This window comes from uncultured Flavonifractor sp. (genome assembly GCF_944385615.1).
Taxonomy (GTDB): Bacteria; Bacillota; Clostridia; order Oscillospirales; family Oscillospiraceae; genus Flavonifractor.
Genome location: NZ_CALWXV010000017.1, coordinates 25,894 through 45,909, shown reverse-complemented (window position 1 = coordinate 45,909; position 20,016 = coordinate 25,894). Strand labels below are relative to the sequence as shown.

At 60.8% G+C, this 20,016-nt stretch carries 16 protein-coding genes; 3 read left to right on the top strand and 13 right to left on the bottom strand.

All coding sequences use genetic code 11. The features are described from left to right. The 3 genes from dnaK to hrcA all read right to left on the bottom strand — a co-directional run. The coding region (gene dnaK, locus Q0J75_RS06440; RefSeq protein WP_297198406.1) for a molecular chaperone DnaK at positions 1 to 1,172 on the bottom strand (1,172 nt) is incomplete at its 3' end. 198 nt (positions 1,173 to 1,370) lie between these two features. Then, positions 1,371 to 1,910 carry a nucleotide exchange factor GrpE gene (grpE, locus tag Q0J75_RS06435; protein ID WP_297198404.1) on the bottom strand — a complete coding sequence of 180 codons (540 nt, stop codon included), beginning with the start codon at positions 1,908 to 1,910 and terminating at the stop codon, positions 1,371 to 1,373. Positions 1,911 to 1,926: 16 nt separating this feature from the next. Beyond that, positions 1,927 to 2,979 (bottom strand): heat-inducible transcriptional repressor HrcA, encoded by a 1,053-nt coding sequence (gene hrcA, locus Q0J75_RS06430; RefSeq protein ID WP_297198402.1) that lies wholly within the window; start codon positions 2,977 to 2,979, stop codon positions 1,927 to 1,929. A gap of 201 nt (positions 2,980 to 3,180) precedes the next feature. Between hrcA and Q0J75_RS06425 the strand changes: the two genes are divergently transcribed. Then, positions 3,181 to 3,672: a GNAT family N-acetyltransferase gene (locus Q0J75_RS06425; protein ID WP_297198400.1), complete on the top strand. Its 492-nt coding sequence runs from the start codon at positions 3,181 to 3,183 to the stop codon at positions 3,670 to 3,672. Positions 3,673 to 3,704: 32 nt separating this feature from the next. On the opposite strand, the gene Q0J75_RS06420 is transcribed toward Q0J75_RS06425, so the two are convergent. Genes Q0J75_RS06420 through Q0J75_RS06410 form a run of 3 tightly spaced genes read right to left on the bottom strand, consistent with a single transcriptional unit; the run spans position 3,705 to position 6,989 of the window. Then, positions 3,705 to 4,466, bottom strand: coding sequence for an MBL fold metallo-hydrolase (locus Q0J75_RS06420; protein WP_297198398.1), 762 nt, complete (start codon positions 4,464 to 4,466; stop codon positions 3,705 to 3,707). Beyond that, a complete protein-coding gene (locus Q0J75_RS06415) occupies positions 4,463 to 5,860 on the bottom strand; it encodes an MATE family efflux transporter (RefSeq protein WP_297198394.1) in 1,398 nt (465 codons plus the stop codon). The genes Q0J75_RS06420 and Q0J75_RS06415 overlap by 4 nt, the downstream gene beginning before the upstream one ends. A 4-nt stretch (positions 5,861 to 5,864) precedes the next feature. Then, complete coding sequence (locus tag Q0J75_RS06410) at positions 5,865 to 6,989, bottom strand: cysteine desulfurase family protein (protein WP_297198391.1); 1,125 nt, start codon at positions 6,987 to 6,989, stop codon at positions 5,865 to 5,867. Between the two features lie 201 nt (positions 6,990 to 7,190). Between Q0J75_RS06410 and Q0J75_RS06405 the strand changes: the two genes are divergently transcribed. Beyond that, positions 7,191 to 8,567 (top strand): rubredoxin, encoded by a 1,377-nt coding sequence (locus tag Q0J75_RS06405; RefSeq protein ID WP_297198387.1) that lies wholly within the window; start codon positions 7,191 to 7,193, stop codon positions 8,565 to 8,567. Between the two features lie 63 nt (positions 8,568 to 8,630). Here the strand turns inward: Q0J75_RS06405 and Q0J75_RS06400 are convergent, their stop codons facing one another. The 7 genes from Q0J75_RS06400 to Q0J75_RS06370 all read right to left on the bottom strand — a co-directional run bounded on the left by Q0J75_RS06400 (position 8,631) and on the right by Q0J75_RS06370 (position 19,287). Then, entirely contained in the window at positions 8,631 to 9,107 is a 477-nt protein-coding gene (locus Q0J75_RS06400; protein ID WP_297198384.1) for a hypothetical protein, read from the bottom strand. Positions 9,108 to 9,276: 169 nt separating this feature from the next. Then, the gene (locus Q0J75_RS06395) at positions 9,277 to 11,724 is read right to left on the bottom strand and encodes a glycogen/starch/alpha-glucan phosphorylase (RefSeq protein ID WP_297198383.1); all 2,448 of its coding nucleotides are present in this window, start codon (positions 11,722 to 11,724) and stop codon (positions 9,277 to 9,279) included. A gap of 114 nt (positions 11,725 to 11,838) precedes the next feature. Further along, entirely contained in the window at positions 11,839 to 13,275 is a 1,437-nt protein-coding gene (gene glgA / locus Q0J75_RS06390) for a glycogen synthase GlgA (RefSeq protein WP_297198380.1), read from the bottom strand. 77 nt (positions 13,276 to 13,352) lie between these two features. Then, positions 13,353 to 14,468 (bottom strand): glucose-1-phosphate adenylyltransferase subunit GlgD, encoded by a 1,116-nt coding sequence (gene glgD / locus Q0J75_RS06385; RefSeq protein ID WP_297198375.1) that lies wholly within the window; start codon positions 14,466 to 14,468, stop codon positions 13,353 to 13,355. After that, a complete protein-coding gene (locus Q0J75_RS06380; RefSeq protein ID WP_297198370.1) occupies positions 14,465 to 15,673 on the bottom strand; it encodes a glucose-1-phosphate adenylyltransferase in 1,209 nt (402 codons plus the stop codon). Before Q0J75_RS06380 ends, glgD begins: the two co-directional genes overlap by 4 nt. A 63-nt stretch (positions 15,674 to 15,736) precedes the next feature. Beyond that, entirely contained in the window at positions 15,737 to 17,878 is a 2,142-nt protein-coding gene (glgB, locus tag Q0J75_RS06375; protein WP_297198367.1) for a 1,4-alpha-glucan branching protein GlgB, read from the bottom strand. Positions 17,879 to 18,135: 257 nt separating this feature from the next. After that, positions 18,136 to 19,287 carry a D-alanyl-D-alanine carboxypeptidase family protein gene (locus Q0J75_RS06370; protein ID WP_297198364.1) on the bottom strand — a complete coding sequence of 384 codons (1,152 nt, stop codon included), beginning with the start codon at positions 19,285 to 19,287 and terminating at the stop codon, positions 18,136 to 18,138. Between the two features lie 136 nt (positions 19,288 to 19,423). Between Q0J75_RS06370 and Q0J75_RS06365 the strand changes: the two genes are divergently transcribed. Then, positions 19,424 to 20,005, top strand: a complete 582-nt coding sequence (locus tag Q0J75_RS06365; RefSeq protein WP_297198361.1) for a molybdenum cofactor guanylyltransferase — start codon at positions 19,424 to 19,426, stop codon at positions 20,003 to 20,005. The last annotated feature ends 11 nt before the right edge of the window (positions 20,006 to 20,016 follow it).

Genomic DNA, 20,016 nt, shown 5'->3' with positions numbered 1-20,016 from the left:
GCGGGGATGGTGGTGTTGCGCTCGATGAGCTTGGTCATCACGCCGCCCATGGTCTCAATGCCCAGGGACAGGGGGGTCACGTCCAGCAGCAGCAGGCCCTTTACGTCGCCCACCAGCACGCCGCCCTGGAGGGCCGCGCCGATGGCCACGCACTCGTCGGGGTTGATGCCCTTGAAGCCTTCCTTACCGGTCAGCTTCTTCACCATGTCCTGCACGGCGGGGATACGGCTGGAGCCGCCCACCAGCAGCACCTTGGAGATGTCGCCGGAGCTCAGGCCGGCGTCGCTCATGGCCTGACGGACGGGGCCGGCGGTGGCATCCACCAGAGAGGCGGTGAGCTGGTCGAACTTGGCCCGGGTGAGGGTCAGGTCCAGATGCTTGGGGCCGGTGGCGTCGGCGGTGATATAGGGCAGATTGATGTTGGTGGAGGTAACGCCGGACAGCTCGATCTTGGCCTTCTCGGCGGCCTCCTTCAGGCGCTGCATGGCAACCTTGTCGCCGGTCAGGTCGATGCCGGAGTCCTTCTTGAACTCAGCGGCCATCCAGTCCATAACGGCTTTATCGAAGTCGTCGCCGCCCAGGCGGTTGTTACCAGCGGTGGCCAGCACCTCGATGACGCCGTCGCCAACCTCCAGCACGGACACGTCGAAGGTGCCGCCGCCCAGGTCGTACACCATGATCTTCTGGTCGGTCTCCTTATCCACGCCGTAGGCCAGAGCCGCGGCGGTGGGCTCGTTGATGATACGCTTCACGTCCAGACCGGCGATGCGGCCGGCGTCCTTGGTGGCCTGACGCTGGGCGTCGGTGAAGTAGGCGGGAACGGTGATAACCGCCTCAGTGACAGGAGAGCCCAGATAGGCCTCGGCGTCCGCCTTCAGCTTCTGCAGGATCATGGCGGAGATCTCCTGGGGGGTGTAGGCCTTGCCGTCGATGTCCACCTTGTAGTTGGAACCCATCTCACGCTTGATGGACATGATGGTGCGGTCGGGGTTGGTAATGGCCTGGCGCTTGGCCACCTGGCCCACCATGCGCTCGCCGTCCTTGGAGAAAGCTACGACGGAGGGGGTGGTGCGGTTGCCTTCCGCGTTGGCAATGACGACAGCCTCGCCGCCTTCCATAACGGCGACACAAGAGTTGGTTGTACCGAGGTCGATACCGATGATCTTAGACATAATCAATTCCTCCAATATATCGTAAATTGTTTTTTAACATAGGGATAACGGGCGCGGTGCGCGCCCTGTTGTCACGCTTCCCACGCCTCGCGGGCGGGTCGCCTTCCCGCCGTCTCGGGCTGGTCTGCGGGCCGCTTTGTGGCCCTTCGCTCGCCCTCGCTCCGGTCCAGGCTCCCCTGCTCGGCGGCTCAGCGCTTCTTAGTTGGCTACCTTAACCATAGCAAACCGGATGACCTTGTCTCCGGTGCGGAAACCGGCCTGGAAGACCTCCACAATGGTGTTCTCTCCGGCGGCCTCATCCTCCACATGCATCACCGCATTGTGCAGGTTGGGGTCAAAGGTTTCGCCCAGGGCGGGAATTTCCTCGATGCCCAGCTTGGCGAGGACTTCTTTCAATCCAGCCATGGTCATCTCCACGCCCTTTTTATAGGCCTCGTCGGCGGTCTCCTGTTTGAGGGCCCGCTCCAGGTTATCGTATACCGGCAGGAAGGCGGAAGCGGTCTCCGCCTTGGCGTCTGTCCAAGCAGATTCCTTTTCCTTCTGGCTGCGGCGGCGGTAGTTTTCATACTCGGCGGCCAGGCGGAGGAACCGGTCCTCCTGCTCCGCCCGTTCCTGCTTCAGAGCCTCCAGCTCCTCCAGAAGCGGGTTGGAAGCCTCCTCCCCGGTCTCAGGGGCGGCGGTCTCTACGGTCTGCTCCTCGGGGATGACCTCTTCAGGCTGTTTTTCTTTCTTACTCATGGAACCTATTCATCTCCTATTTATGATCGTCGCTGCCGCCCGGCAGCTCGCCCTGCCCGAACAGCCGAGACAGACCCTCGGCCAGATAGGAAAGGCGGGCGGTAATTTTGGCATAATCCATACGGGTGGGACCCACCACGCCGATGACCCCCCGCATGCCGTCGCCAATGTCGTAGCTGGCCACCACAACGCTGGTATCCTTCAGCGCGTCGGCCACATTTTCCGGGCCGATGAGAATTTTCATGGCGGCGTCCTTGGGGATGGGGAAACGAGCGGGGTCGGCGTCCTCGGAGAGGTAGCTCAGCAGGGGCTGGGCCCGCTCCAAGGAGCGGTACTCAGGCAGCTCCAGCAGATGGGCGATGCCCGAGGTGTGAACGGTGCGCTGCTCCAGGCTCTCCAGTACCTCCATGGCAAAGGAGACCACCAGGGAGATGAGGCCGTAGGCCTCTCCGGCAGCGTGCTGGGCCACCCGCATCAGCTCCGGTGTAATTTCATCCAGAGGCAGGCCGGTAAAGGTGGTGTTGAGCAGGGTGTTGAGCATTTGCAGCTGGGCCTCCGTCAGATCGGAGGGCAGCCGGATCAGCCGGTTGCGCACCACGTTGGTATCGGTCATGACCACAATAATAAAGGCATTGTGCTCTACCATCAAAAGATCAAACCGGCGAATGGTCACCCGGCCCATACCAGAGGACAGGGCGAAGGCGGGATAGTTGGTCAGCTGGGATACCACCCGGCCGGCCTGGTCCAGCACCCGGTCCAGCTCCTGCATCTTCATCCGCAGAGCCTGGTTGATCTTCTGGGTTTCCTGAAGGGAGAGCTTGTGCTCCTCCATCAGCTCATTGACATAGAACCGGTATCCCTTGGGAGAAGGGATACGCCCGGCGGAGGTGTGGGGCTTTTCCAACAGCCCCAGACTCTCCAAATCAGCCATCTCATTGCGGATGGTGGCGGAGGAGATCTCCATACCGATGGAGGAGGCAATGGCCTTGGACCCCACCGGCTCCGCCGATTGGATATAACTTTCAATGATGGCGCGCAGGATTCGCTTTTTACGCTCTGTCAAATCCATAGCTGCCACCTCACTTCTGATTTAGCACTCCAACTCTCTGAGTGCTAAAGATAATGTAGCACCGTCTGGGGAAAAAGTCAATAGGCAGGGTTGTAAATTAAATGTGAACGAAAAAAAGATAGCAGAGCGGCGGAGAGATTGCGAATTGGGGCGGTTGACGTGGGGGCCGTTCAATGGTATTCTATCCAGGAAAGAACACGAATGACAAACGAGAGGGGTGTCTCTGTGGACGGTACGGTGCCCGTGGAGATCATTGACTATGAGGAACGCTACAAGCAGGCTCTGGAGGACATCTCCCTGCCCTGGCTGCTGGAGTACGACCTGTTGGAGCCGGTGGATCTGGAGATGCTGGCCGATCCCAACCGGTTTCTGGCCGGAGGCGGCCGGGTGCTGCTGGCCCGCCGGGGCCAGGAGATCGTGGGCATGGTGATGCTGGAGCTCCAGGGGGACGGGGTGTGCGAGGCTCTGAAATTTGGCGTGAAGGCGGAGTACCGGCAGAACGGCATTGGCACCGCTCTGATGGAGGCGGTGATCCAGGCCGCCCGGGCGGCAGGGCAAAAGACCATGGTTGTCACCTCGAACCACAAGCTGAAGGCAGCTCTGCGGATCTATGAGAAGCTGGGGTTTGAATACGTGGCGTATTCTGACAAATGGTTTCAACTTTCCGACGTCAGAATGGAACTGGAATTATAAGAAAAGGACGCGCTGCAAAGCGCGTCCTTTTCTTAATCGGCAAATTCATAGACCGCTCCGGCGGTGAGGTGGTGGAGCCGGTCCCCCAGTTCCTCCTGTAATAAAGCGTAGGCGGGAGCGCCGGTGCAGTGGCCGGTATAGATATCCTTCACCTTCAGGTCATCCCGCAGCGCGGCGGCCATGGCCCGCACCTTCTCGGGGGCAGGGCCCAGGGTGGAGGTGCCACCCTTTCCCATCAGGTGGAAGCCTCCCAGCACCGCCCGGATGGGCTGGCCGGAGAACCTCTCCTTTAACTGAGCGAGAATGTCCACCACCCCGGCGTGACAGCAGGAATTGAAAACCACCAGACCCTCCGCCGTTTCGGCTACCAGGGATTGCTCGTGCTTTACCCGGTCGGGGATCAGGTGGAGGCCGTCCGCCAGATCCCGGGGACCCTCCGCCAGGTCGAACCGCTTCTCATGCCGGCAGAACATACCCATGTTGATGCCGATATATTCCTTTTCCGCCCAGATCTCCGGGTCGGTGATCCTGGGCCGGGCATAGACCGGCGCGGCGGAATTGACCCGGAAGAAGGCGCTGAAGCCGTCGGCGTGGTCGTAGTGACCGTGGGACAGGACGGCCTTGTCCACCTGGGACAGGTCCACCCCCAGTTTGCTGGCATTGTACAGCACCGCGCCGCACTCCCCCGCATCCAGCAGATAGCGCCCGCCCCGGTATTCCAGGTAGAAAGACAGGCCGTGTTCACAAATCAGCCCTTCCTGGGCGGAGTTTTCCATTAAAACAATGATTTTCATGAGCTGACCTCCTCCTTTCCATATTGGGTCACGTCGTTGATCCAGGCCCGGGAGCGGAACCGGGGCACGCCAATGAGGAACTTAGTGATCTGCTCCATGATAACGCCGATATAGACCCAGAAGATGCCCCACTTCAGCACCAGCCCGAACAGGGCGGACAGGGGCAGGGCCACCAGCCACAGGGGGCACACGTCGATGAGGGAAGCGGCCCGCACGTCGCCGCCGCCCCGGAGCACCCCCACGGTATTCACCGAGTTGAACGCCCGCAGGGGGAGGCACACCCCGATCATGGTGAGCATCATGGTGGCGATTTCGCCGGCCATGGGAGACAGGTGGAAGAAGGGATAGACCCACAGGGGGAAGAACGTGTGGGTACAAATCACCAGCAGAGCTCCAATGACCAGGCCGCAGGCCATGGCCAGGGTATTGAGGGTGGCCCCCACCTCATAGATGTGTTCCCGCCGTCCTGCGCCGATCTCCCGGCCGATGATGATGGCGGTGGTGCCGCCCACAGCGAAGATGGCCACGGTACACAGATCCTCAATGTTGCCAGTCAGGGCCCGGGCGGCCAAAATTTCCGTGGAATGTTCCATATGACCCATAACCACCTTGTGCATGGAGGTGCCCAGCCCCCACAACGTCTCGTTGAGGACCACCGGGCCGGAGTAGCGGAAGAACTTGGCCAGCAGGGGGCGGCCGGGCCGGAACAAAACGGCGGGCTTCAGGCGGAACCGGCGGTTGGTGCAGGCATAGGTCATGGTGATAATAAATTCCAGCACACGGGAGAGCAGGGTGGCGATGGCGGCCCCCTCCACCCCCAAAGCGGGAGCCCCCAGATTGCCGAAAATAAACACCCAGTTGAGAAAGGTGTTGGTGCTCATGGAGATGGCAAAGACGATCATGCCCAGCTTGGGGTTTTCCATGGACCGGTGAGCCCCCACATAGACTCCGGTGATGCTGTTAAAGAGGTAAGAGGGCCCTACGATACGGGCATAACTGGCGGCCAGGGGGATCAGGTCGGTGTTGTCGGTGAGCAGTCCCATAAGCTGGGTGGGGAAGAAGCACATGACCGCCGCGAAGAGGGCGGCAATGGCCCCCGCTACATAACAGCCCAGACCGATGACCCGGTTGATGGTGTCGGTATCTCCCTTGCCCCAAAACTGGCTGATCAGCACAGAGGAGCCGCTTTGCAGCCCAAAGATCACCAGCTGGATAACGAACACCGGCAGGTTGGCCTGGGCCACAGCGGCCAGAGGGGCCTCCCCCAGACTGCCCACCATAAAGGTATCCACCAGGCCCAGCAGGGTGGTACACAGATTTTGCAGCAGGATAGGCAGGGCCAGCAGGACCACGTCTCGATAAAAGGCCCGGCCCCGGTTCAGATAGGAAAACAAAGCCTCACCTCATTGCAATGCGGGTTTGGGTGATCTCGGTCAGAGCACTGGCCAGGGCGTCGGCATCCAACCGGGTGCTGTCCGGGCCGAAGGAGATCCGCAGCACCCCCATCAGGGTACGCTTGGGCAGCCCAAGGGCGGCAAAGACATGGCTGGGCTTGCCCTTGTGGCAGGCCGAGCCGGAGGACACATAGATGCCCCGGTCGGACAGGTCCCGCACCAGCATCTCACTGGGATAGCCGGGCAGAGAGATGGCGCAGATGTGGGGGGCGTCCCCGGGACTGACCACCTCCAGGCCGGGGACAGCGGAGAGGACCTCCAGGGCGTGGGCCTTTACCGCCGCGATACGAGCGGGGGCCTCCCGGTCCCAGGCCTCACAGGCGGCGGCCAGGGCGGCCAGCTGGGCGGTGGGCTCGGTGCCGGAGCGCAGTCCGCTTTCCTGCCCGCCCCCCAGCAGCAGGGGCTTCAGATCCAGCCCCTTGCGGATGTATTGGGCTCCGATGCCCTTGGGGGCCCGGATTTTGTGGCCGCTGATGGTGAGCAGGTCCACCCCCAGCTCCTTGGGGGTGAAGGGGACCTTCAAAAAGGCTTGTACCGCATCGCAATGGAGCAGGGCGGGGCAGCGGGCGGACTGAATGGCCCGGGCGGCCTCCGCCACCGGCTGGAGGGTGCCCAGCTCATTATTGACCAGCATCATGGATACCAGCACTGTGTCGGGCCGTAGCGTGCGGGCCAGCTCCTCCGCTGATACATGGCCGGACTTGTCCGGCTTGAGATAGGTGACCTCGTAGCTCTGGGCGGCCAGGGCACGGATGGGCTCCAGCACGGCGGAGTGTTCGATGGCAGTGGTAATGATGTGCTTTCCCGTCCGCTTGCCGTATTCCACAGCGCCACGGATGGCCCAGTTGTCCCCCTCGGTGCCGCAGGAGGTAAAGGTGAGCTCCTCCGGCAGACAGCCCAGCCTGTCTGCCACCACGGCACGGTACTCCTTGACTTTGGCAGCGGCGGCCTGGCCGATGGCGTAGCCGGAGGAGGGATTGCCGTATCCCTCCGTCATGGCCTCATAGGCCGCTTGGGCCGCCTGGGGGCAAACTGGGGTCGTGGCGGCGTGATCGAGATAAATGGACATGGAGTCAGTCACCTCAGACAAAAAAATTACGGTTTCGCAATTCTTCATTGTAGCCTTACACAGAGGGAAAGTCAAGGCGGGCAGAAGGGCAGAAAACAGACGTGACAGTTTATCCCATACCGCTTGACAAGGGAGAAATAGGATAATATACTGTGACCTGCTAGGAAATATTTTTTCAAAAATGGAAAGGAAGAAACCGACATGAGCGCGATCAAGCTGCGTGAGAATCTCTGGTCTGTGGGTGTGCTCAACCCCACCCTGCGGGTCTTTGATATCGTGATGGAGTCCAAGTACGGCACCTCCTACAATGCCTACCTGCTGACCGGTGAGAAGAACGTTCTCATTGAGACGGTGCACACCGACTATTTTGATGAATATGTGGAAAACATCCGCCAGATCATCCCCCTGGAGGATGTGGACTACCTGATTATGAACCATAACGAGCCCGACCACTCCGGCAGCGTGGCCAAGCTGCTGGAGATCTGCCCCAAGCTGGAGGTCATTGCCACCAAGGCGGGCAAGAAGCACCTGCAGGATATCACCAATCTGGATCTGAACTGCCGCACCGTGGCCGCCGGAGACACGCTGGACCTGGGGGACCGGGTACTGGAGTTCATCCCTGCCCCCATGCTCCACTGGGCCGACTCCATGTTCACCTGGGACAGCAAGGGCAAAACCCTCTTTACCTGTGATTTCCTGGGCGCTCACTTCTGTGAGCCCACCATGCTGGACAAGAACATCCATGCCAAGGAGGCCTACGAGGGCGAGTTTGCCTACTACTACGCCGGAATCTTCGGGCCCTTCAAGCCCAGTGTGCTGGCCGGCCTGGACAAGATGCCCGCCGATGTGGAGCTGGTGTGTCCCAGCCACGGCCCCTGCCTGACCGAGACCATTGGAAAGGCCAAGGAGCTCTACCGGACCTGGAGCACGCCTGCCCCCAAGACCCAGCGTACCGCGTTCATCGTGTACGCCTCCGCCTATGGCTGCACCCGTACCCTGGCTGAGGCCGCCGCCAAGGCCCTGGAAGGGGAAGGCTATGCCGTCACTGTGGCCGACGTTACCGTGGAGCCCTACGAGTCCTGTGTCAAGCTGGCCCATGAGGCCGACGTGCTGCTGGTTGGTTCCCCCACCATCAACCGGGCCGCGCCCAAGGCGGTGTGGGATGTGCTCACCTCCATCGACCCCATCAACCTGAAGGGCAAGGCCGCTGGCGCCTTCGGCGCCTACGGCTGGAGCGGCGAGGCCGCCCCCATGCTCCATACCTTCCTGAAGGGTCTGCGCTATGCCGCTCCCGAGGCGCCCTTCCGGGTGTTCTTCACCCCCACCCAGGCCGATCTGGACGCCATGGCCGATTACGCCCGGAGCGTGGCTGCCCTGTGCACCGTACCGGTGGATGCCCCCGCCGCTCAGACTGACGGCGGCAAGTGGGTTTGTTCCCTCTGCGGCTACATCTATGATCCCGCCGAGGGCGATCCCGCCCACGGCGTGGCCCCCGGCACCCCCTGGGAGCTGGTGCCCGCCACCTGGTCCTGCCCCCTGTGCGGTGTGGACAAGGATATGTTCAAGAAGGCTGAGTAAGAAAAATTAAACATAAGGACGCAGGCCGCGCAAGAAATTGCGCGGCCTGCGTTTTTTCGTTTTTTAGACAGAGTATGAGGAGAGCGAGGAGGTCAATTCCCCCACAACATCATTGGGAATGGCATAGTAGGCGTGGGATTTCATGGTGCGGCCGGAATAGCCAAAGTAAAAGTCTGCCCGGCCATCCGACCAGAGAGACAGCTGATAGAGCTCCCCGAAGCGGAGCACCAGATTCGCCTCATCGTCCTGAAAGGGAGAGGTGGCGGTCCACTGGTCGGTGTGGAGCAGGGTGTCCAGGCCGGAATCCTCCGTAATGGTGTAAGAGGCGGTATCCCAGAGCGCGGTGGCGCCCAGGTCCAGCTGCTCCGCCGCCGCCTGGGGGGTGAGCAGGGGATTATTCTCCCGTAAGGCTTCCGGCGGGCCAAATACACGGCACCACAGCCAGAAAGCCCCCGCCGTGAGCAAAACGAGAAAGAGCAGCGTTCCGGTCAGGGCGATCAGGTTCCAGCGCTTTAATTTGCGGGCGTATGCTTCGGTCATGGTGCATCCCTCTTTTTTCCCTAGTATACCAGTGGGAAAGGAAAGATGGGTAACAGCCCGGTTACATCTTTCTGACGATTTTCTGTCGAAATCCTTTATAAAGCGGCGGCAGAAAAAATAAAATGGCCGTCCTGCCAAAACATGGCGGGACGGCCGGAAAGCTTTGATCTTACTTCATGGTCCGGACAGGGACATTCCAAATGTCCTTGGCGTAGTCCTGAATGGAGCGGTCGGCGGCAAAGATGCCGGAACGGGCGATGTTCATGAGAGACATCTGGTTCCACCGCTTGGGGTCCTGATAGGCCTGACCGGCCCGGACGTGGGCGTCCCGATAGCTCTCGAAGTCGGCCAGCAGCAGATACTCGTCGGCGGGGCCGCCGTCACCGAACAGGAGCCGGCGGGCCAGATCGTCGTAGTTGATGCCGTCGCCAAAGCCCAGGTTGAGCTGCTCCACCACAGAGCGCAGGTCAGAGTTGTGGATATAGTACTCATAGGACTTGTAGCCGTTGTGCTTCAGCTCGGCCACCTCGTGGGCCTTCAGGCCGAAGAGGAAGATGTTGTCGTCGCCCAGCACCTCGTGCATCTCCACGTTGGCGCCGTCCAGCGTGCCGATGGTAACGGCGCCGTTCATCATGAACTTCATGTTGCCGGTGCCGCTGGCCTCCTTGCCGGCGGTGGAGATCTGCTCGGAGAGCTCGGAGGCGGGCATCAGCTTTTCGGCCAGGCTCACCCGGTAGTTCTCCAGGAACACCACCTGAAGCCGGTCCTTACACACGGGGTCCTTCTCAATCATCTGGGCCACCGAGTTGATGAGGCGGATGATCCGCTTGGCCACAGCGTAGCCGGGGGCCGCCTTGGCGCCGAACAGGTAAGTGCGGGGGGTAAAGTCAAAGTGGGAGTCGTTCTTCATGTGCTGGTACAGGTAGATGATGTGCAGCACATTGAGCAGCTGACGCTTGTACTCATGGAGCCGCTTCACCTGTACGTCAAACATGGCGTCGGTGTTGAGGAAGATGCCGTGCTCCCGGGCAACCCAGGTGGCAAAGGCCTTCTTGTTGGCGGTCTTGATCTCGCCCAGGCGGGAGAGCACACCGGCGTCGTTCTTGAACTTCTCCAGCTCCTTCAGCGTGTCGGGCTGGAGCAGATACTTGTCGCTCTTGCAGCAGTCCCGGATCAGCTCATCCAGACGGGGGTTGCACTCGCTGAGCCAGCGGCGGTGGTCGATGCCGTTGGTCACGTTGGTGAACTTGTCGGGGGTGCGCAGATAGGCGTCGTGGAAGACGTCCTTCTTCAGAATGTCGGAGTGAAGGGCGGATACGCCGTTGATCTTGAAGCAGGCGCACACGCACAGATTGGCCATGCGCACCTCGCCGCCCCAGATGATGGCCATGGGAGCCACCTTGGACAGGTCGCCGTGGAAATAGTCGGTGAGCACCTTCTGATACCGGTTGGAGATCTCGATCAGGATCTGCCAGATGCGGGGCAGCAGGGACTCAATGAGCTGCTGGGGCCAGCGCTCCAGAGCCTCGGCCAGCACGGTGTGGTTGGTGTAGGCGATGGTGTGGGTGGTGATATACCAGGCCTCGTCCCAGCCGTAGCCCTCCTCGTCCAGCAGGATGCGCATCAGCTCGGGGATGGCCAGGGTGGGGTGGGTGTCGTTGATCTGAATGACGTGCTTCTGGTGGAAGTTGCGCAGGGTGCCGTACTCCGCCCGGTGCTTGCGCACAATGGACTGGATGGTGGCGGACACAAAGAAATACTGCTGCTTCAAACGCAGGGACTTGCCCTCGTAGTGATTGTCCTCAGGATAGAGCACCTTGGAGATGGACTCGGCCATGGCCCGCTGCTCCACCGCCTTCAGGTACTGGCCGGAGGAGAACAGGTGCATATCCACCGGCGTGGGGCTCTTGGCGTCCCACAGGCGGAGCAGATTGGCGTGATCGGTGTGATAGCCGGAGATCTCCATGTCCTTGGGCACAGCCAGTACCACGTCGTAGCCGGTGTGCTTGATGCGGTGGTGGCCCAACTCATCCCAATCGTCCTCCACCTTGCCGCCGAAGCGGACCTCCTCGGTCTCATCCATCTTGGGGATGAGCCAGGCGTCGCCCAGGCCCAGCCAGTTGTCGGGCAGCTCCACCTGCTGGCCGTCCACGATCTTCTGCTTGAAAATACCCAGCTCATAACAGATGGAGTAGCCGGTGGCGGGGATCTCCAGGGTGGTCATGGAGTCCAGATAGCAGGCGGCCAGACGGCCCAGACCGCCGTTGCCCAGACCGGCGTCGGGCTCGGTCTCAAACAGGTCGGGGGCGGAGAAGCCCAGGCCCTCAATGGCCTCCTTCAGGGGCTCCAGCACGCCCAGATTGTAAGCGTTCTTCATCAGGGAGCGGCCCATCAGAAATTCCAGGGACAGATAGTGGACCTGACGCTGGTGCTTCTCGATCACCTTGTCCTCGGTCTTCATCTGACGCTCAGAAATAATATCCCGCAGCACCATGGCGCAGGCTTTGAACATATGCAGACTGGTGGCCTCTTCCACATCGCGGCCAAAATTACGGCGCAGTTTACCGGTAATGAGGGTCATCAGTTCTTTTTTTGTGTAATTATGCAATGCAGACATCTCCTATACAGTTAGGATAGCAACAAAATAAGCACTCCGCAGGGAAATATCCTCTGCGGAGCGGAATTTTATCACAACACCCTTCTATTTGTCAAGAGAAGGAAATCCAGAGCCTTACTTTCCAGTAACCCAGCCGTAGATCTCCCGGTAGGCCGCGGCGGAACGGGTCCAGGAGAAGTCGGTGGACATGGCGTTTTTCTGCAAGCCCTTCCAGGCCTTCTTGTCGTTGTGATAGAGGTCTACCGCCTCGGCCAGCACGCCGGTCATCTCGTGGGCGTTGATGTTGGCGAAGGAGAAGCCGGTGCCCTCGCCGGTGAACTTGTTGTAAGGGAGGACAGAATCCCGCAGGCCGCCGGTCTCCCGCACCACGGGGATAGTGCCGTAGCGCATGGCGATCATCTGGCTCAGGCCGCAGGGCTCAGCGATGGAGGGCATGAGGAAAATATCGGCTCCGCCGTAAATGGCGGTGGACAGACTGGAGGAGTAGGTCATATGGGCGGCAAAGCGGCCGGGATACTGATTCTGCGCCTGCCGGAAGGCCTCCTCAAAGTTCCAGTCGCCGGTGCCCAGCACGATCATTTGCACATCCATGCCCATAATGTCGTGGATGACGGCGGTGACCAGGTCGAAGCCCTTGTGCTTCACCAGCCGGGACACGCAGGCTACAATGGGGGTGTCGGGAGCGTCCCGCAGGCCGGACATCTGCTGCAGGGCGGCCTTGCAGTTTTTCTTGCCGCCCATCTGCTTGATGGAGAACTGCTTGGTGAGCCCCTTGTCCTGCCAGGGATCGTACACCTCGGTGTCGATGCCGTTGAGGATGCCCCGCAGCTTGTGGCGGTTGTCGGCAATGACGCCCTCCAGCCCGTGGGCATAGAAGCTGTACTGTAGCTCATCGGCGTAAGTAGGGGACACGGTGGTGACATAATCGGCGGCGTAAATGGCGCCCTTCATCAGGTTTACGTCCCCGTGGTACTCCAGCATATGCTCGTTGAAGTATCCGGCGTTCAGGCCGAAGAGGTCCTTCAGGGTCTGGCTGCCGTAGCGGCCCTGATACTCAATGTTGTGGATGGTAAACACGCTCTTGGTGTCGCAGAGCTGAGGGATACGGTGGCGCTCCTCCAGCAGATAGATGGGCACCAGAGCGGTCTGCCAGTCGTTGCAGTGGAGCACGTCGGGGTGCCAGTCCAGGTGGCCCATGGACTCCACCACGGCCCGGGAGAAGAAAGCAAAGCGCTCGCCGTCGTCATAGTGGCCGTAGATGGAGGAGCGCTTGAAATAGTACTCGTTGTCCACAAACCAGTAGGTAACGCCGTCCCGCTTCAGCTCAAAGATACCGCAGTAGGGGGTGCGCCAGGCTACCGTTACATGAAAACATTGCAGAAAGGTCATTTGGCTGCGCCATTCTTCGCCGATCCCCTCGTAGAGAGGCAGGATCACCCGGACGTCGTTGCCCTCCTTGGCCAGGGCCTTGGGCAGGGCGCCAGCCACGTCGGCCAGTCCGCCGGTCTTGATGAAGGGAGCGCACTCAGAAGTGGCAAACAGGATATTCATACATTACCTCCAACCATAAGATTCTTTTGTCAGGCAGAGAGGCGGCGGCACGCCGCCGCCGCCTCCCCGTACATCGGTCAGACGATTTCGTTTTTGGCAATGGCCAAAGGATAGGTGCTGTGGCCCATCAGCATCCGGCCGGGGTTGACCCGGACGTTCTTGTCGGTGATAGCGTACTTCAGCACAGCGCCGGCCTGGATGGTGGTGCCCTGCATCAGAACGCAGCCGGACACCTTGGCGCCCTTCTCCACCCGAACGCCCCGGAAGAGGATGGAGTTCTCCACTTCGCCCTCAATGATGCAGCCATCGGCCACCAGAGAGTTGAAAGAGCGGGAGTCGGGGCCGTAGTAGGTGGAGGGGTCGGAGCGGTCCTTGGTGCGGACGGGGCGGTCGGGGACGAAGAGCTGCTCCCGCACCTGGGGGTCCAGCAGCTCCATGCTGCGGGCAAAGTAGCCCGCCACCGACTGCAGCCGGGCGGCGTAGCCGTCAAACACATAGGGGCAGATCTTCAGCTGGCCCACCATGCTCTGGAGCACGCCGGTGCTGAAGGAATAGATGTTGTGGGCAGCACAGTGGTCCACCAGAGAGAGCAGCAGCTCCTTGGAGAGCACATAGACCTCCAGGGATTCGCAGCCCTGGGCGATGGGGGGATGGATCGACACGTCGGTGATCCGCCCGCCGGCACCAATGGTAAAGTAGTCGCAGCCCTTGGGGTCGCCCTTGGGGTGGCCGGTGCATACGGCGGTGATATCGGCGTCGTTGCGGATGTGAGTCTCAAAGATGTCCTTCAGAGGCAGGTTGACCGCCAGATCGCCGCCGGCCAGCACCACATAGTCCTGCCGGATGTTCTGAATGTAGGAGCGGATACCGGCCAGGGCGTCCATACGGCCCCGGTAGAGGCCTTCCCGCTTGCCGGAGTAGCTGAAGGGAGGCAGGATGCGCAGGCCGCCGTGCTTGCGGGACAGGTCCCAATCCTTGCCGGAGCCCACGTGGTCCAGCAGGGACTGGTAGTTGGCGTGGACGATGAGTCCCACATCGCTGATACCGGCGTTGACCATATTGGAGAGCATGAAGTCGATGACACGATACCGGCCGCCGTAGGGAATGGAGCAGGTGTTGCGGTTCTGGGTCAGCTCCCGCAGGTCCGGGTTGGAAAGGTAGGAGAAGATGATGCCGTGCAGTTTGTTCATCATTTCACCCCACCTCCTTTCACATTACGAGTAATCATGGCCTTGGGAGAGACCACCGCGTCCTGGCCCACTGTCAGATTCTGGGCCACCACGGCCACGCCCCAGTCGTCGCTGCCGTCGGGGGAGGCGCCCACACGGGCCCGCTGGCCGATGACGCTGTTCTCCGCCACGATGGAGTATTCCACCACGGCGCCGGCCTTTACCACAGTGCCGGGCATCAGGATGGAGTAGCGCACCACGGCGCCCTCCTCCACGATGACAGAGTGGAACAGGACGGAGTTTTCCACCGTGCCGTACACCTCACAGCCGCCGGTGACCATGGAGTGGTCCACCTTGGCGTTCTTGCCCATGAAGTGAGGGGGCTTGGTGGGGGTGCGGGCAAAAATGGGCCACTCCGAATCGTACAGGTCGATGCCGTTGTCGGGGGAGAGCATATCCATATTGGCGTCCCACAGAGAGTCGATGGTGCCCACGTCCTTCCAGTAGCCCTTGAAGCGGTAGGCGGTCATCTTCTCGCCGGCATTCAGCATGGCGGGGATGATATTCTTGCCGAAGTCATTGGAGCTCTTCTCGTCCTCCTCGTCGGCGATCAGATACTCCCGCAGTTTCTTCCAGGTGAAGATATAGATGCCCATGGAGGCCAGGTTGCTCTTGGGCTTTTTGGGCTTCTCCTCAAACTCGTAGATGTCGTCGTTCTCATCCACGTTCATGATACCGAAGCGGGAGGCCTCCTCCATGGGAACCTCCAGCACGGAGATGGTGCAGGCGGCTTTTGCCTCCTTGTGGCGGCGGAGCAGATCGGCATAGTCCATCTTATAAACGTGATCGCCCGACAGGATGAGCACGTAATCCGGATCATAGGTATCCAGGAAGTTGATGTTCTGATAGATGGCGTTGGCGGTACCCTTGTACCAGGTACCCTTCTCACCCTCCCGCATGTAGGGGGGCAGGATGTGGACGCCGCCGTAGGAGCGGTCCAGATCCCAGGGCTCACCGTTGCCGATATAGGCATTGAGTTCCATGGGGCGGTACTGAGTGAGCACGCCTACGGTATCAATGCCGGAGTTGATGCAGTTGGACAGGGGAAAGTCGATGATGCGGTACTTACCGCCGAAGGGGACTGCTGGCTTGGCCACGTGGCTGGTGAGGGCGTGCAGGCGACTGCCCTGCCCGCCGGCCAGCAACATGGCGACACATTCCTTTTTCATTCTATCACCTCAGAGTTTGAACTGGGACTTGGCAAGATAAACTCCGGTCCGTCCGGAGAGGGGTCACTTTTCCTTCTTTTTCCGCACCGCAGGCTTGGGGGCCTCCGCCTTGACGGCAGGGGCCGGGGCCTTTTTGCGTACGGCGGGCTTGGGGGTCTCGGCCTTGACGGCGGGAGCGGCGGCCTTCTTGCGCACCGCAGGCTTGGCGGCGGGGGCCTTCACAGCAGGAGCGGCAGCCTTTTTCCCTGCGGCAGGGGCGGCCTCCTTGTCCGCTTTCTTTTTGCGGACGGGGAACTTGCGGGTACACTTGTAGATCACCGCGCTCATGGGCGGCAGGGAGATGGTGATGGACTGCTCCCGGCCCTGGCTCTCCACATAGCGGCTGCGGACCGGCTCATGATCGCCGCCCCCCTTACCGCCGAAGTCCAGCTCGTCGGAGTTGAAAATACAGGTATATACGCCGGGAATGGGTACCCCGACGGTATAGCCGGTGCGGTCCACCGGGGAGAAATTGCACACAATGACCAGAGCCTCCCCCTTGGCGTCCTTGCGGAGGAAAGCCACGGTGTTAGCCTGATTGTCGTCGGCCTCGATCCACTCAAAGCCCTCCCAGGAGAAGTCCAGCTCCCACAGTTCGGGGTGGGCCAGATAGAGGGCGTTGGCCTGCTTGAAGAACTGCTGCAGCTGGCGGTGGGGTTTGGACCACTCCTGATCGGGGTCCAGCAGGTGCCAGTCCAGAGAGTGCTCATAGTGCCACTCGTTCCACTGGCCGAACTCGCTGCCCATCATCAACAGCTTTTTGCCGGGGTGGGTGAGCATGTAGGTGTAAAAGGCACGCACACCGGCAAACTTCTCCTCGTTGCTGCCCGGCATCTTGTTGATGAGGGAGCCCTTCATATGTACCACCTCGTCGTGGGACAGGGGGAGCACAAAGTTCTCCGAAAAGGCGTACATCAGGGAGAAGGTAATATCCTTGTGGTTGAACTGACGGAAGTAGGGGTCCAGCTTGATGTAGTGGAGGATGTCGTTCATCCAGCCCATGTTCCACTTCAGGTTGAAGCCAAGGCCGCCCTCCAGACCGCCCACGCCCACCGGATGAGAGACCCGGGGCCAGGCGGTGGATTCCTCGGCGATCATCATGGTGTCGGGATGCTCCTGGAAGATATGGCCGTTGAGCTCCTGAAGGAAGTCCACCGCCTCCAGATTCTCATGGCCGCCAAACATGTTAGGCACCCACTCGCCGCCCTGGCGGCCGTAGTCCAGATAGAGCATAGAGGCCACCGCGTCCACCCGCAGGCCGTCGATGTGGAATTGTTCCAGCCAGAAGAGGGCGGAGGAGAACAGGAAGGAGCGGACCTCGTGGCGGGCGTAGTCGAATACCCGGGTGCCCCAGTCGGCATGCTCTCCCTTGCGGGTGTCGGCATACTCGTAGCAGGGCTCCCCGTCAAATTCGTACAGACCGAAGGCGTCCTTGGGGAAGTGGGCGGGCACCCAGTCCAGAATCACGCCGATACCGGCCTGGTGGAGCTGGTCCACCAGCCACATGAAGTCGTGGGGCGTGCCGAAGCGGCTGGTGGCGGCAAAGTAGCCGGTACACTGATAGCCCCAGGAGGCGTCCAGGGGGTGCTCCGTGATGGGAAGCAGCTCCACATGGGTAAAGCCCATCTCTTTCACATAGGGGATCAGGTAGGTCCCGATATCCCGGTAGGAGAGCATCTGATCGTCGGCGGTGCGCCGCCAGGAGCCCAGATGGACTTCATAAATATTCAGTGGCTTCTGGTAAATGGGATTCTTTTTCCGGTACTCCATCCAGCTGTCGTCTCCCCAGCCGTAACCGGACAGATCGTAGAGCTTGGAGGCGGTGCCGGGGCGGGTCTCCGCGTGGAAAGCATAGGGGTCGGACTTGGCCAGAACCCGACCGGAGGCGGTATGGACGGCATACTTATAGCTGTCGTACTGTTGCAGTCCGGGGATAAAGGTCTCCCAGACGCCGTCGCTGAGCAGTTCCATAGGGTGATCGGAGTCGTTCCAGCCGTTGAAATCGCCCATAACAGCTACGGATCGGGCATGGGGGGCCCAGACCCGGAATACCCAGCCATCCTGCCCGTCGCGGACCGCGGGGTGAGCGCCCATAAAGTCCTGTGCCCGGATCGCGTGTCCCTGCGAAAAGTCCTGGAGGATTGTATTCGGTTTGGTGGAAGCCATAGGTATCCTCTCCTTGTCGGCAACCTCCCCAGAAAAACTGGAATGGCGTAAACTGGGGGTTCTTGTCATTGGTAATAAATAAAATCCAAAATAATCAGATTTTATTTGTGTAAAGTATACAACGATATAACGAGATAGTCAAGACACGGTTTACCAATCGAGATGTAAAATTTCCAGAAATATATGCAATATCTTTTGTAAAGAACGCGCAAGGCCTGCCGCAGCTATTCCGCGGCAGGCCTTATAGGGGCTGGAGATCAGCCGGCCATCAGCAATGTGCGTATCAGGCGCAGGAAAATACCGGGGGTACTGAGCCGGGCAACGGCCTGATCGGCCACAATTGGGATGGAGGCCAAGGTTTCCTCCCCGGCGGTGACCGTCATTTTACCCAACGTCTGACCGGCCTCCACCGGGGCCTCCACATTCTCGCACAGCTCCAGCTGGGTGGTTACCTGATTGACCAGGGAGCGGTTGACCAGAATACGGCTGGGCTGGGCCAGCGCAGGCTGTACCGTCTCCGTTTCACCCAGCAGCACGTCCACCGGCGGCAGGGCCTGGGCGGGATATACGTCCATCAGCGTGTAATTGGCAAAGCCGTAGTTGAGCAGGGTCTGAGCGGCGGCCGTGCGGGTATCCTTGGTGGGGGACTTGAGGATTACGGCGATCAGCTCCATGCCGTCCCGCTCCGCTGTGGCGGACAGACAATAGCCCGCCGCATCGGTGGAGCCGGTCTTCAGTCCGGTAGCCCCCTCATAGAACCGGATGAGCTTATTGGTGTTGGCCAGCTGGAACTGACCGCCCCGAAGGGAATCCATCCAGATGGTGGTATAGTCCCGGATAGAGGGGTGGTTGAGAATCAGTTCCCGGCTCATCAGGGCGATATCGTAGGCAGAGGTGAGATGGCCCGCCGCCGGCAGGCCGGTGCAGTTGACAAAACAGGTATCCGCCATGCCCAGCTGGGCGGCCCGCTCGTTCATTTTGGCCACAAAGGCCTCTTCACTGCCTGCCAGGTGCTCGGCCAGGGCCACCGAGGCGTCGTTGCCCGAGGCCACCGCCACCGCCTTCAGAAGGTCGTTGACGGTCATCTGTTCCCCTTCTTTTAAATAGACCTGGGAGCCGCCCATGGAGGCGGCGTAGGCGGACACGGTGACCAGATCGTCTCTGGACAGGCTGCCGCTGTCGATGGCCTCCATCACCAGCAGCAGGGTCATTACCTTGGTGACGCTGGCGGGCTCCAGCTTGTCGTGGGCGTTTTGCTCATACAGCACGGTGCCCGTCTCCTTTTCCATCAGCACGGCCCCCGCCGCGTCTACGGTGGGCGCGCCGGCGGCGGCTGGGGCGGCCTCGGCGGCCTGGACGGGCAGAGCCAGTAGGGTGGCGGCCAGCAGGGCCGCGGCCAGTTTTTTCATCGTCTGTGACGCCTCCAATGCTCAAATGCTCTGTTGGAGAGGATATGGAGAGAAAAACACTTCTATACAGATTTTGACCGGGGTAATTTTTTCTGATAAAATAACAAATATTTGAAAAAAGCTGGGAGATAAGGACATGGGTCATACCATTGCAGTTATTTTGTCCGGCGGGCGGAGCAGCCGGATGGGCCGGGACAAGGCAGAGCTGCCGCTGGGGGGAGAGACCTTTCTGGAGCGGCTCACAACGGGCCTCACCCCGCTGTTTGACAGGGTCTATGTGTCGGTGGACCGGCCGGGGCGCTACCCGGGGCGGCGGGAGCTGCCCGACCTGCGGCCGGGACAGGGGCCTCTGGCAGGGCTGGAAGCGGCCTTCCGCTCCACGGCGGCGGAGGCGGTTTTTCTGGCTGCTGTGGATCTGCCCTTTGCCGCGCCCGCCCTGGCGGCCAAAGTGCTGGAGCGGGCGGGGGAGGGGGACGCCTGCGTCATCCGGCGGAGGGATGGAAAGGCCGAGCCCCTGTTCGCCTTGTACCGCCGGAGCTGTCTGGGTCCTTTGACCGGCTGCCTGGACCAGGGGCGGCGGGCCGTTATGGCGTTGCTGGATCGGGTGGACTGCCGCTGGCTGGCGGAGGAGGAACTGCCGGAGTTTGATCTGGAGCGGATGCTGTGGAATATCAACACCGGCCAGGAGTATCGCTGGGCCGTGGAGGAAGAGGGGTAAAATCGGAAAAT

Excerpts from the sequence above, each read along its gene's own strand:
- grpE (WP_297198404.1), bottom strand. The coding sequence starts at position 1,910 with ATGAGTAAGAAAGAAAAACAGCCTGAAGAGGTCATCCCCGAGGAGCAG.
- hrcA (WP_297198402.1), bottom strand. The coding sequence starts at position 2,979 with ATGGATTTGACAGAGCGTAAAAAGCGAATCCTGCGCGCCATCATTGAA.
- Q0J75_RS06425 (WP_297198400.1), top strand. The coding sequence starts at position 3,181 with ATGACAAACGAGAGGGGTGTCTCTGTGGACGGTACGGTGCCCGTGGAG.
- Q0J75_RS06420 (WP_297198398.1), bottom strand. The coding sequence starts at position 4,466 with ATGAAAATCATTGTTTTAATGGAAAACTCCGCCCAGGAAGGGCTGATT.
- Q0J75_RS06410 (WP_297198391.1), bottom strand. The coding sequence starts at position 6,989 with ATGTCCATTTATCTCGATCACGCCGCCACGACCCCAGTTTGCCCCCAG.
- Q0J75_RS06405 (WP_297198387.1), top strand. The coding sequence starts at position 7,191 with ATGAGCGCGATCAAGCTGCGTGAGAATCTCTGGTCTGTGGGTGTGCTC.
- Q0J75_RS06400 (WP_297198384.1), bottom strand. The coding sequence starts at position 9,107 with ATGACCGAAGCATACGCCCGCAAATTAAAGCGCTGGAACCTGATCGCC.
- Q0J75_RS06395 (WP_297198383.1), bottom strand. The coding sequence starts at position 11,724 with ATGTCTGCATTGCATAATTACACAAAAAAAGAACTGATGACCCTCATT.
- glgA (WP_297198380.1), bottom strand. The coding sequence starts at position 13,275 with ATGAATATCCTGTTTGCCACTTCTGAGTGCGCTCCCTTCATCAAGACC.
- glgD (WP_297198375.1), bottom strand. The coding sequence starts at position 14,468 with ATGATGAACAAACTGCACGGCATCATCTTCTCCTACCTTTCCAACCCG.
- Q0J75_RS06380 (WP_297198370.1), bottom strand. The coding sequence starts at position 15,673 with ATGAAAAAGGAATGTGTCGCCATGTTGCTGGCCGGCGGGCAGGGCAGT.
- glgB (WP_297198367.1), bottom strand. The coding sequence starts at position 17,878 with ATGGCTTCCACCAAACCGAATACAATCCTCCAGGACTTTTCGCAGGGA.
- Q0J75_RS06370 (WP_297198364.1), bottom strand. The coding sequence starts at position 19,287 with ATGAAAAAACTGGCCGCGGCCCTGCTGGCCGCCACCCTACTGGCTCTG.
- Q0J75_RS06365 (WP_297198361.1), top strand. The coding sequence starts at position 19,424 with ATGGGTCATACCATTGCAGTTATTTTGTCCGGCGGGCGGAGCAGCCGG.